Source organism: Nocardiopsis mwathae, assembly GCF_014201195.1.
Classification (GTDB): Bacteria; Actinomycetota; Actinomycetes; order Streptosporangiales; family Streptosporangiaceae; genus Nocardiopsis_C; species Nocardiopsis_C mwathae.
Genome location: NZ_JACHDS010000001.1, coordinates 896,550 through 908,729 on the forward strand (window position 1 = coordinate 896,550; position 12,180 = coordinate 908,729).

Here is a 12,180-nt window from a genome sequence, read left to right on the forward strand (position 1 = left end):
ACGGGCCGGGACAGCCAGCCCGCCTCGGGGACGAGGCGCGGCCCCGGCCGCCGACCGCCTCAGGCCCGCGCCTCCACCGCCTCGGACTCCTTCTCCTTTCCCATCTCCGTGACGACGGTGCCGTCCGACCCGTCGATCGTGATCAGCTGCCCGGTCTCGATCTCCCGGGTGGCGTCCGGGACGCAGATGACCGCGGGGATGCCGTACTCGCGGGCCACCGTCGGGCCGTGGGCGATGGGTGAGCCGGTCTCCGTCACCAGGCCGCCCGCCGTCATGAACAGCGGGGTCCATCCGGGGTCGGTCGTGGGGGCCACCAGGATCTCGCCCGGTTCGATGTGCGCCCCGGCCGGGTCGCGGACCACCCGTGCCCTGCCGGTCACCGTTCCGGGCGCCGCGCCCATCCCGACCAGCGTCCCCTCCTCCACGGGCGGCCGCGGCACCAGCGTCTCGACATCGGTCCCGTCCGACAGCAGGGCCGAGGGGACGGTGTGGCGCCGGAGTTCGCGCTCGTGTACCGCCCGCCGTTCGGCGACCAGGCTCCGGTAGTCGGTGCCGCCGTGCACGGCGGCCCGGGCCTCGCGCAGGTCGAGGAACATGATGTCGTCGGCGCGGTCGAGCCGGCCCTCGGCTGCGAGGTCCTCGCCGATCAGCAGCAGTTCCTTGCGCATCCGCAGGAACGGGATCATCCAGGCGAACTTTCCGAGCTCGCGCAGCCCGGCGAGTTCGCGCGAGCGCCGCATGAGGAACGCGGCGATGCGGCCGCGCACCGGCCGCTCGCGGCGCGCCCGCTCCGACAGTTCGGCGATCATGGTCTCGGCCTTGGCCACCGCCCGCGCGAAGCGCCGGTCGGGTGCCTGCGCGGGGTCGTCGACGCGCAGGTAGTTCGCGATCGTCGCGAAGAGCGGCGCGGGGTCCTCGGCCCAGCGGGGCACACCGATGTCGATCTCGGCGGCGGTGCGGTGGCCGTAGGTCTCCAGGAAGTCGGCGAGGCCGATGTCGGGCAGTGTGCCCGCCCGGTACCGTGCGGCGAGGTCGCCGGGCGGGGTGGTCAGCAGCAGCTCGCGGTGCTCGACCGCGCGCTCGGCCATCCGCCACAGGGCCAGGTCCATCTCCGTGGTGACGTTGTGCGGCATGCCGCCGAGGGTGGTCTCGATCTCGGCGTCGGTGGCGATGCCCTTGAGCAGCCCCGAGGGTGCGACGGACAGGAGTATCCCGGCCATCACCGGCCAGATGCACGTCATCAGGTCGCGCCCGACCGCGTCGTCGGAGCGCTCGACGAAGAAGTCGATCCGCTCGGCGGGCGTCGCGGATGCGGGCAGGCCCCGGGTGGTGCGCCGGATGCCCTCGACACCGCGGTGCGCGCGGGCACGCGCCGCCTGGGGGCGGGCGATCGAGTACGCGATGCCGACGATCGCCGGCGGCCCGAGCCGGGCCGTCATCCTCAGTGCGCTGCCCAGGCGGAAGGGCAGGGCGTGCCGCGGGGCGAAGCGCGGGTCGTCGAGCATGTGCTCGATGGCCGCCCGAACCCGCGGGCCGTAGACGTCCAGCCCCTCGGCCAGCCCATCGCGCAGCACGCTGCTGCGCAGGATGTCGGTCAGGTCGCCGTACAGGCGTCCGCCGATGGGGACCATCATCGAGGACTCGCCGAAGGGGTCGGCCGTGACCCCGTTCCGGCGGCACCACTGCGCCCAGACGAGCTTCAGCGTCGAGAACCCCATGGGGGTGAACGGGCGGAGCATGCCCTGGAGGTGGCCGACCTCCAGGTAGAGGCGGGGTTGCGGGCGGTCGGTGGCCGGAGGCAGCGGGAAGAGGGTGGTGATCGGGCGCGACTGCAGCAGCCAGAGAGTGCCCTCGGCGTCGTAGGCCCACTCGATGTCCTGAGGGGAGCCGAAGTGCCGCTGGAGGCGTTCGCCGGCGGCTCGGAGCTCGTCGAGCCGGTCCCGGGTCAGGCAGCCGTCGGCGGGGCCGGCCGGCTCCCCGGCGCCCAGGACGTAGTGGTCGGCGTCGACGGAGCCGTCGACCACCGCGGTCCCCAGGCCGGGGGCGGCGTCGACGACCATCTCGGAGCGGCTGCCGGTCAGCGGGTTGGCGGTGAACAGCACCCCGGCCTCGCGGGCGTCGACCATGCGCTGCACGACGACGGCCATGTGCACGCTTTCGTGCGCGATCTCGTTGGCGTCGCGGTAGGCGACGGCGCGGGCGGAGAACAGCGAGTCCCAGCAGTGGCGCACGGCGGCGGTCAGGGCGTCGGCGCCCTCGACGTCGAGGACGGTGTCCTGCTGGCCGGCGAAGCTGGCGCCGGGCAGGTCCTCGGCGGTGGCGCTGGACCGCACGGCGACGCGGCCGCCGCCCATGCGCTCGTAGGCGTCGCGGAGTTCGGCTTCGGACAGTGCGCCGGACCGGTAGGCGTCGGTGGTCAGGCAGAAGCCCGGTGGCACCCGTTCACCCAGCGCGATCATCTCGCCGAGCCCGGTGGCCTTGCCGCCGACCTGCGAGATCATGCTCGCGTCGATCTCGGTCAGAGCGATCACGTTCATCCCGGAGCCTCCTTGCCGCTTCGGCGAAAACCTCCATGCAGCGGATCACCGTCCGCTGCTCGTCACGGGTCATGTGGCCCCACAGCGCCATCTGCGCCTCGACGCGGGCGACGCTGATCCGGTGCAGGGCCGCGGCCCCGCCCTCGGAGAGGCGCACGCGGCGGGCGCGGCGGTCGGCGTCGTCCTCGTAGCGCTCGACCAGGCCGCGCCGCACCATGCGGTCCACCAGTCGGCTGGTGCGCGACTCGGAGCGGCCGATGAGCGCGGCCAGTTCTTTGACGGTCGGGTCGGTGTGCTCGTCCAGCAGCCCGCGGTCGCGGTCGAGGACCTGGAGGAGCGCGATGTGGACGATCGACAGGTCGTCGTCCTCCTGCACCCGCAGGAGGCTGGGCATGCTGTCCCGCTGCATCGACCGGACCAGCTCGATCAGGCGCTCGCGATCATCCATCTGCTATCCCGCATCTATTGCCTTACAGCAGCCAAATTACGCCGCGGGGAAGCCCGGGGTCCATGGACGGAAGGTAAGGGAGAGGAAAAACTGGCCCCCGGGTAAGTCGTCCTGGGATGGTTCAGGCGTCGCGACGCATCAGGGACAGCGCGTACGCGGCGAGGGAAGCGAGAGCCCAAACCGCGAGGGTGAGGGCGGCGGTCGCAGGTGCGATCTCGGTGACCTCGAAGGCGGGTGTTCCCAGGAGGCTCATGCTGGCCTGGTCCGGTAGGAAACGGACCCCCTCCGGCCATTGCACGAACCCACCCCCCGCGAAGACGGCGACCACGACGAAAACGGCCAGGGGCGCGACGGTACTGCGCAGGACGGCCGCGAGTCCGAAAGCGATGACCGACATGGCGGTGTAAGCGAGAACCCAGCGTCCGAGGTCAAGGGCGACTGCGCCCGTACTCAGCCCGTCCGAGAGGCCGATGACCACGCGGCCCGGGGCGAGTACGGCGGCCGCCACGGGGATGACCACCGCGGTCATGGCCAGGAACTTGCCGCACGCGAGTCGGCCTCGATCCGGCACTGCGGCGAGGGTGATCCGGAACTGTCCGCCGTGGTACTCACTGCCGGTGGCGGAGACGGGAATGAGGAGGAACGCGTAGACGGGAGCGAACATCACCAGGGCGAACGCGGAGAGCGGTGCGAGGTCATCGCCTGCGCCGAAGCGCACGACCTCGCTTGCGGCTACAGCAGCGAAAAGCGTGTTCGCCGCCGCCGCGAGTGCCAGTGCGACCAAGGTGGTCGGGTGGGTCAGGATTTTGCTCACCTCTGCGGACACGATGTCCCGCAGACGGATGGCGGGCAGCTCGCTCGCGGTGCTCACCGGGCGTCCCTCCGCTGAATGGCGACCATGGCACAGAGAGTGGTCAGGACAACCCAGGCGACCAAGACGATCGCGCCCACCGCGGGAGTGGAGGTGAAGGGCGGACCGCCAAGATCCAGACCGTTGTTCTGCAGCAGCATGTTCCGTGCCGCGCTGAAGGGGGTGAGAGCGTCCAGGGCCGGTGCGATTGCGGCGAACGCCTGCGTCAAGGTCAGGGCGAGGAACGCCCCCATCAGAAGAATGCCCATGAGAACGCGTCGGGTGAGGAGGGTGACGGCGAACGACATCAGCGTGATCGCGACAATGAACAGCACCGAACCCGCGATCGAACTGAGTGCCTCTGGCCTCCAGATCAGGTCGGGTTGCCAGTCTCTGACCGCGACGTAGGTGAAGCTCATGGTGAGCGCTGCGAAAAGCAGACCGAAGCCGAACACGTAAAGAGCTGTGGCGACGCTCTTGGCTAGGAGAAGGCGGGGACGAGAAGGCACGGCGAGCACACTGAGACCCAGTTGGCCGGTGCGGTACTCGGCACCGGCGATCACCGCGCCGAGTACCGGGAAGAAGATCCCCGGGTTGAACACACCGCTGGCCATCGAGGCGAGGATGTCGAGGTCTGCGGGGACCGGCCTGCCGTACCACCAGTGCATGCCGTCGTCATCCAAGGTGGACAGTGCTTCTCGTGCCGATGCCAGGCCTTGGAACTGGAAGAAGACGCTCAAAGCGATAAGGATTCCGCTGACAATCCCGACACTGGGAAGCGTGCGGATTTTGGTCAGCTCTGAACGGATGATGCCCTGCATGCCGCTCACCAGCTCAGACCGGACTGGGTGCCGGTGAGCGCGAAGAACGCCTCTTCGAGCGAAGGGTGTCCAGCAGTGACTTCCTCCAGGGGGCCACTGGCGATGATGCGGCCTCTATTGATGATCACCACGTCATCTGCTGTCTCCTCCGTCTCGCCCATCAGGTGGCTGGAGAGCAGCACGGTGTTGCCCTTCGCGGCATAGCTGCGCAGGAACGTGCGAATGGTGCGGATGCCCTCCGGGTCGAGGCCGTTGACCGGCTCGTCGAGAACCAGGATGCGAGGTTCGCCGAGCAGCGCGGCAGCCAGTCCCAGACGCTGCTGCATCCCGAGGGAGTACTTCCGTACCCGTACTTTGGCCGCGTCCGTGAGGCCTACGGTCTCCAGCACTTCGCCGATACGCTGGGCCGGAATCCGATTGGACTGTGCGATCCAGCGCAGGTGGTCGATCCCGCGACGCTCGGGCAGCGCCGAAGCCCCGTCGAGCATCGCCCCTACCGTGCGCAACGGCTGCTGGAGAGAGGGGTACGGTTGGCCGTCGATCAACGCGGTGCCGGATGTAGCCCGGTCCACCCCTAGGAGAATCCGCAGTGTGCTGGACTTCCCGGCGCCGTTGGGCCCGAGAAACCCGGTGACTCGTCCGGGGACGGCGCTGAAGCTCACCCCGTCCACAGCGAGCTTGGGCCCGTACTGCTTCGAAACGTTGGTCAGTTCGATCATCGACACCGGATCCCTGGGGCTCATCTCCTCCTGCTGGCGGCTCCAGCGTCACACCCATGGATCCGCCGCGCTGACACCCGAATGGGGACACTTCTCAGACCGGAGACGGCCGATCTGCTCCCCAGGTGTCCCGTGGAACCCTGCACCGAACCCTCCCGGACACCACGACGGCGGCCCGAGGGGCGAACGGCCTCAGCGAAGGACACCCGATTTGTACGCCAGGGCGACGAGCTGGGTCCGGTTCTTCACTCCGAACTTCTCGAACATTCGCCGGACATACGTGCGCACGGTCTCGTTGCTCAAATGAAGTTCGCCCGCGATGTCCTGGCTCTTGTAGCCCGCCGCCAGGAGCCGGCAGATGTTGATCTGCTGCTCTGTGAAGGCCGGATGATCTCCACGTGGTCCGGTGCGGTCGCCGTCCTTGCTGGCAGGAAAGTGCTCGACCAACCGCGAGGTCACGTCCAACGCCAATGATGCGTGTCCTGCGTGGACGGCTCTGATCGCGCTCAGGATCTGAACGGGCGAGGCGTTCTTCAGGAGAAAACCCGACGCACCGTAACGCAAGGCCTCATGCACATACTCTTCGCGGTCGAACGCAGTGAGCATCACGATCCGTGTTGGAAGGGAAAGCCGGTGCAGGGCGCGGGCGACCTCGATGCCGGTCGGTCCTGGCATTTCGACATCGAGCAGGAGGACGTCTGGTTCCAGTGTGGCCAAGCGCTCGACCAGCCCTCTTCCGCTGTCGGAGACGCCGACCAGGTTCATGTCCGGGACCTTCGCGAAGAACTTCCCATAGGCGCGCAGAAACCCGGCATCATCGTCGGCCATGAAAACATCTATGGAGGACCCGGGAGCCACCTCGTCCCCGCCTCCGCTGACACGGGCAGCGTCCACCTGAACAGGGGAGGACGATTCAGGTGCCTGCCAGTTCATTCGTCCTCCGCTGGCCCCGACAGGAACTTGTGCCTAGCTTGCAGGATCATCGTACAACTCACAGTTCTGGTCAACTCATGGTGTGCGCAGGCGTCGCATCGGTCCGCGCTGGTGGCACGGCAGTCGAGCATTCCAGATAACGATGGTGGAATCGGCGCATGAAGAGAGATGCCAAGGACACGTCTAGTCGGCGCTCCGCCGTCTCGCTGCTCGTCGATATCGCCGCCGCGGCGGCCGTCGTCCTGGTGTTCTGGATCCCCTCGATGCTCGCGCCGGGCGGGGATCGGTGGCTCGGCGCCGGCTTGGCGGTACTCGTGAGTGGCGCCATGGTGCTCCGCTGGAAAGCGCCGAGTGCGGCGGTCTCCGTGGCACTCGTGTCCACAGCGGTCGGCTGGTTCGTCTCTGCCACGACTGACCCCATGGTCTCAGTGGCCTGGTGTCTGTACCCGCTGGCGTTGCAGCGCAAGTTCCCGACACGTGGCGCCGGTTCGGTCGTCGTGGGAGTCCTCGTCTTGGCCACACTTGTGCTGGGAGTCAGCGGATCGACGCAGGATCTCATGCAGAGGGTCGTCTTCGGTTTCGGCGCGATCGGTGTCGCCTGGCTGCTCGGGCACGTCGAAGGGGAGCGGCTCAGTGCGGTCCGTCGCGCGGAACGCCAGCAGGCCGAGTTCGAACACGTGCAGCGAGAGGCCGCAATGGCCCGTGAGGTCCATGACATCGTGGGGCACGCGTTGAGCACCATCAGCGCACAAGCCGGCATCGCGCGCGCCGTGTCGTCCTCGGACAAGGAAGAGATGCTCGAAGCCCTGGAAGACATCGAGAATCGTTCGCGTGACGCACTGGGGCAGGTGCAGTCCCTGGTGCGGGCCATGCGTCGGCGCGACCACTCATGGGTCGGCGCCAACGGCGGTCGCAGCCCTGCCGCCGCGTTACGCGAAACGGTGACGGCGGCGACGGTGAGCGGGTTGACCGTGGATGCCCACATCGACCTCCCTGAGTGCGGAAGAGACGTCACGTTCGTGGCCACCCGGGTCGTTCAGGAAGCACTGAGCAACATCATTCGGCATGCGGCGGCCGAACGATGCGAACTCATGGTGGCGCCTGTCGAGGGGAAGCTCGTCGTGCGGGTCAACGACGATGGCACGGGGCTCCTCGCCAGGGAGGGGGCAGGTTCGGGAATCTCTGGGATGCGCGAACGGGTCGAATCTGTCGGCGGACGCCTGACCGTGGCCAACCGTCTCGGCGGAGGGACGAGCGTCCTGGCCGAGCTCCCGCTGGTAGTGGAGAACTGAGCGCTTCCCAACATGCGCCTCGGAGTTGACGTACGGGGGCAGCGCGCCACCCGTGTGCTCTGGGAGAGGGGCGGTGCCTTGGGGCCCAGAGGAAGCCCTGCCTTCCGCTTCGCGTGCAGCCGCTTCCGCGATCCGAAAGCTTCGGCGCCTCCCTGACGATGACCATGGGATTACATCCGAGGCTGTCCGTTTCGCCCGATGATTCCCCAGGATCATTCGGGGAGAGGGTCGGGCCAGGGCATCCGTCATACGATTTATTCAGAGGGACAGGACTCGCTTGCCCAGCCCCGCCGACGACACTATCCCGCTGAGCCCTGCTACATGATTCCTCCGGATGTGCTGGCGCACCAGAACACGTTAGAATCACCTTGTGCGTACAAACAAGAACAATGCCGAACTGTACTGGAAGATATGCTTCACTGTGTGCTTTGCCCTGCTTGCCCTGATGTTGTTGCAACCAAACTTTTCCGTGGGGGTAGCTGCTGTTGTAGCTGCGATCCTGGGGGTCGGTTTCCGGCTAGAGTCCGTAATCGTTGAGAACGGGACGTGTGGAGCTGAATCTGAGTCGGGAGGTTCTGAGACTGATTCGGTGAAGAAGTAGGTTGGAGTGCAAGGGTGATCCTGGGACTCGAACATCCCGATGGCGGGAGCTGGTCTGATGTCGGTCATGCGGAGCCTGCACCTAACGTTTCAACACTGCTTCGGATTCGGATTGGAGCGCCTACGAATAAGTCTCATGACCCACCTATCGGAGCGCTGAAATCCTTACGAGAAACGCTCTTCAGCAAGATCCTCGGCCACAGACTTGATGAGATCCTCACGCTCTTCCGGAGTAGCCATCCGCAGTTGCCCTAGGATCTCCTGTACCTGCTTCTCGCTCAACTCGGATCCCCGTATACGCACAAGCATGTCCTCATTCATCTGGACTCTCGCCTCTTCAAATTTGCTCTCCTTCCCCCAGACGAGAAGATAATCTTCCTTCTCGTCGCAGATGTAATAATCGCAATCCGCATCATAGTCCCCCTCATTTCGATCCGAGTAAATACTCACACGCTCATACTGGGGGTTCTGGTAATCGCCTCCCGCCCGGTAATCAACTCCCACGCAGCCCCTGAGCGAATCCGTGGACGCCCCTACCCAGTTCCATTTATCCCCATCAATGACTGCAAACTTATCGCCGCACTTCTTGAGATCACTCCGTATCGCCTTCGATTGCTGTTGAGTCTCTTCTTGAATAAGGCTCCTCTCTTCCCAGGCGTCTATCGCCATTACCACCATTCCCACGATGCCAACGAAAATTGCAAAAACAACAAGAACCAGTGGTCCAGGTCCGATTCCATTTTTGTCGCGGGTTGCGAAGTATGCTCCAGAGCCACATGCTAAGGCGCCACCAATGCTCATTGCAATGAATGGAAGTATCCAAAAATCAGCGAAAGCGACAATGGAAATGGCCGTCATCAATGATGCCGTGACTTGTGCCCCAGTCGCCATACCTGAGATCGCGGCCGGTCGGGGGACCCTCATCAGCCGCAGAGCCAGCCACACGACCCCCCATACCAATACCGATACTGCAATGTTAATAAGGAAAAACGGTGGGGCCAGGAAGCCAAGCATCATTGCGACACCTATCCAGGCGGTCTGGCCGAGCTCAGCGCTTGCCATGGCGAACCAAAGCCAGGGAAGTAGCGCGCCGAAAATGGTGGAAATTACTATTGGGCGCCAGCCGGTGATTGCGACGCTATTTGGATGTTTGGGGCTGTCTGTAGCCTCAATGCTGTCCATCTGGAGGTTCCTTCCTGTTCGTGTTTAAGGGCAACGAAAGTGTGCTCGCCAGTGGGAAATCCTGACCAGGAAGGAGTGTTCTCTAATGTTGAGGAACGATCTGATCCGTGTCCCTATCTTTGCCGGGGGGTTCCTTCTGTCCAGATGCACGGCGAAACCGCCCCAATGGAAATATCTCCGGATCTGTTCTCGCTTGCGAACATCTTGAAGTCATCGGCATCGTTCTCGAAGTGGAATCGAACATCACGAGGTCGCTCATCTGACACAAGATCGTAACCACTGTCGATCCAATGATCATAGATCATTTGCATGGTTTGCTCGTTTTCTTCCTCGGGGAGGTCTTTTACCCAGAACTGTCTGTCGACGGTGACTCGGTCGACGCGATTTTCATCGCAGGATGCGCTGGTGGAACTGCCGAATGGTTCAAGTCGGGCCTGTTCTGGGAGAGCGCCCATGGCTTCCTCAACGTATAGATCTACCCGCTCAGCTGCCTCATCTTCGTCGATTGTGCTCCTATAGAGAATTCCGCACCCACTGAGAAGACCAATGAGAAGGCCTAGCGCCGCAGCTGATAGGGCACGCATCATCTGTGTCTCCATTTCTATCTAGTGCCCGCGATGACTTCACCCATGTAGACCATGGGGCCACTTCGGGGGGTGTTGAAGTAATCCGAATGTCCGTATCCAGGAGAATCGAACACCGTGGCCCCGAACTCATCCGAGCTGGGGTCGCTGCCATGTGCCCAGTCCGGAGTGCTGGAGATCCAGTCGTCGTCCCCCTGCGAGACGTGTACATTGCTCGATGGAATGTTCAATTCGCTGACGTGCTGGACATCCATTCCCGGACTTCCCACAGCGATGACGTTATCCACCTCCAGCAGGGGTCCTGAGTTCTGGTCGTCGTCGCTTGAAGCTCTCTCCGACTTTTGGAGAGCGTGCCCCACTACTGTTGATCCATAGCTATGGCCGATAAGTGTTGTGTTTGGTGGATTGCCCTGCTGGGTGGCGCTCAACCCGGCCTGAAAATCAATGAGTTCGTCTGCGCCGGATTTCACATTAAAGGGGAACGGTGCTTCAACCTTTGTCGGTGCATCATATCCGATCCAGCTGATCACTGCGTTGTTCACCCCTGAGTCTTCGCCGAGTACCGCATCTGCATCTGACTTCAGGCGTTGGGCCCGACCGTGCTGACCGTTTACGCTCATCCAGTCGGTGTCGGTTCCGGGAACGAGAGTCGCGACGTTATCGGCAGTATCTGGATTCCCCTCGGATACGATGGCGCGTCCCACTCCACCGCTGGTGTCCAGGGCCAGTAGGTATGCATTATTGTCCTCCTCGTTCAGATTTTTCATGAGTTGTTCGAGCTCCTCGAACTCGGTGCTCTTCTCGCCATGCTCAGCCTTGGCTCGTTCAACCTCCTTTTCTAGGAAAGCTTGATTAAGCTCGTCGCGCACGATAACAGGTATCCCATTCATCATGCGCAACTCGTCGGGGTAATCCGCCTTCAACTCTTTTTGCTTTGCGGGGCTCAGGTTCTCCCACCACAGGTTCACATCTTCGGGGTCACTTCCCGGCTTTGGTACGCCGTGGCCAAAGTCGGGGATCTCTGGGATCTCTGGCTTGTCGTACTGCGATCCCATGATGTTGTATGGAGCCCAACTGAGATACCCCGCATCCTGCAGTTGTCGAATGTTGTCTTCGGTGGCTCCTTTCTTTAGTTTGTCGCCTATTTCCTCGGCGTCTTCCTCGAATTTTTCCCAGTCCTTCTGTGCTTTCTTTCTCTGTTCTTTGAAGTCCTTCTTCATGGCATCAATGGCACGGTCCTTGGCGCCAGTCCAGACCGTGCTATCATTTCTCTCTGCGTTCTGAATTTTCTTCAGGTGTAGCCTCTCGGAGTTCTTCCACCTGTCTATGTTCATCTGGCGAGTGTCTTTGTAGTCTTCGACGATGTCGGCCCATTCGCTCGTGACCGCGATCAGGTAGGAGATGGAGAGGACTGCTTCCTGCCACTTGGACTGGTCGTAGTCGGCTTCGTCGGTGATCTTCCACGCGATCAGGTCGCTGAACTCGACGGATGAGCTGTTGAACTCGTCGTAGAGGTTTCCTGAGCGGCCGGTGATGCGACCCATGAACGTCTCGAAGTCTTCAACGAAGTCCCGGAGTCTTCCCTCGCGGGCGATTGTCAGGTCCGGTATGAAGGTGCAGCCGGATTCGCTGAACTCGAACTTCGCCACAGGTGTCTCCTGGAGTTGGGGGTTGGGGGGTCGGGGGAGTGTGGGAATGGGGAAAGAATCAGCCGTTGACGCTGCGGCTGAGGCCGGGCCAGGCGCCTTGGAAGTCTTCGGAGGCGTCGTAGTCGTTCTTGGCGGCTGCGGATGCGCCGGACTTGATGTTCTCGCTGAGTCGCAGTCCGTGGATCTGGAGCTCGCCGAGGAAGACGGAGGTGTCTTCTCGGAACTTGTCGTAGCCCTGGCGCACGGGGAACTCGGCGGCAGGGCTACGGATGTCTTCGAGCATTGTTTCGAAGGTGTCGGTCAGGCCGACCATGGCCTCGGCGAGCGTCTCGGCGGCCTCGCCTTTGCTCTTGCCCGCGACGACATTGACACCGATTTCTTCGCTCAAGACTCACTCATTCCATCATTGAAGTACGTGCGGGGCGGACAATATCGTCATTATGAGGGAATTGCGGCAAGGGGGAGCGGCGGGGAGCCGGGCGGCACGTGGCCGGATCAGGCCAATTGTGTAGGCGCATCGCCGGAGGTGTCCGGCGGTCGATCGGTTCGCCGACTCGTGGGATCG

At 63.7% G+C, this 12,180-nt stretch carries 11 protein-coding genes; 1 reads left to right on the top strand and 10 read right to left on the bottom strand.

The window, feature by feature from the left end:
• Nucleotides 1-59: 59 nt before the first annotated feature.
• From HNR23_RS03455 to HNR23_RS03480, 6 genes are all read right to left on the bottom strand, one after another.
• Nucleotides 60-2,537, bottom strand: a complete 2,478-nt coding sequence (locus tag HNR23_RS03455) for a PEP/pyruvate-binding domain-containing protein (RefSeq protein WP_184073380.1) — start codon at nucleotides 2,535-2,537, stop codon at nucleotides 60-62.
• A complete protein-coding gene (locus HNR23_RS03460; RefSeq protein ID WP_184073382.1) occupies nucleotides 2,443-2,985 on the bottom strand; it encodes a MarR family winged helix-turn-helix transcriptional regulator in 543 nt (180 codons plus the stop codon). The genes HNR23_RS03455 and HNR23_RS03460 overlap by 95 nt, the downstream gene beginning before the upstream one ends.
• A 121-nt stretch (nucleotides 2,986-3,106) precedes the next feature.
• On the bottom strand, nucleotides 3,107-3,856 hold the full coding sequence (locus tag HNR23_RS03465) for an ABC transporter (protein WP_184073384.1): 750 nt from the start codon (nucleotides 3,854-3,856) through the stop codon (nucleotides 3,107-3,109).
• Nucleotides 3,853-4,665 carry an ABC transporter permease gene (locus HNR23_RS03470; protein ID WP_184073386.1) on the bottom strand — a complete coding sequence of 271 codons (813 nt, stop codon included), beginning with the start codon at nucleotides 4,663-4,665 and terminating at the stop codon, nucleotides 3,853-3,855. The genes HNR23_RS03465 and HNR23_RS03470 overlap by 4 nt, the downstream gene beginning before the upstream one ends.
• Nucleotides 4,662-5,375, bottom strand: a complete 714-nt coding sequence (locus tag HNR23_RS03475) for an ABC transporter ATP-binding protein (RefSeq protein WP_184073388.1) — start codon at nucleotides 5,373-5,375, stop codon at nucleotides 4,662-4,664. The genes HNR23_RS03470 and HNR23_RS03475 overlap by 4 nt, the downstream gene beginning before the upstream one ends.
• Before the next feature lie 192 nt (nucleotides 5,376-5,567).
• The gene (locus HNR23_RS03480; protein ID WP_184073390.1) at nucleotides 5,568-6,203 is read right to left on the bottom strand and encodes a response regulator transcription factor; all 636 of its coding nucleotides are present in this window, start codon (nucleotides 6,201-6,203) and stop codon (nucleotides 5,568-5,570) included.
• A gap of 263 nt (nucleotides 6,204-6,466) precedes the next feature.
• Here HNR23_RS03480 and HNR23_RS03485 point away from each other — a divergent pair, with 263 nt between their 5' ends.
• On the top strand, nucleotides 6,467-7,600 hold the full coding sequence (locus HNR23_RS03485; RefSeq protein WP_184073392.1) for a sensor histidine kinase: 1,134 nt from the start codon (nucleotides 6,467-6,469) through the stop codon (nucleotides 7,598-7,600).
• A 765-nt stretch (nucleotides 7,601-8,365) separates the two neighbouring features.
• Here HNR23_RS03485 and HNR23_RS03490 read toward each other — a convergent pair.
• The 4 genes from HNR23_RS03490 to HNR23_RS03505 form a co-directional block, all read right to left on the bottom strand.
• Complete coding sequence (locus HNR23_RS03490) at nucleotides 8,366-9,382, bottom strand: Yip1 family protein (RefSeq protein ID WP_184073394.1); 1,017 nt, start codon at nucleotides 9,380-9,382, stop codon at nucleotides 8,366-8,368.
• Between the two features lie 113 nt (nucleotides 9,383-9,495).
• Nucleotides 9,496-9,969, bottom strand: coding sequence for a hypothetical protein (locus HNR23_RS03495; protein WP_184073397.1), 474 nt, complete (start codon nucleotides 9,967-9,969; stop codon nucleotides 9,496-9,498).
• Between the two features lie 14 nt (nucleotides 9,970-9,983).
• Nucleotides 9,984-11,615, bottom strand: a complete 1,632-nt coding sequence (locus tag HNR23_RS27380; RefSeq protein ID WP_184073399.1) for an alpha/beta hydrolase — start codon at nucleotides 11,613-11,615, stop codon at nucleotides 9,984-9,986.
• Nucleotides 11,616-11,673: 58 nt separating this feature from the next.
• Nucleotides 11,674-12,003: a hypothetical protein gene (locus tag HNR23_RS03505; RefSeq protein ID WP_221308023.1), complete on the bottom strand. Its 330-nt coding sequence runs from the start codon at nucleotides 12,001-12,003 to the stop codon at nucleotides 11,674-11,676.
• Nucleotides 12,004-12,180: the final 177 nt, after the last annotated feature.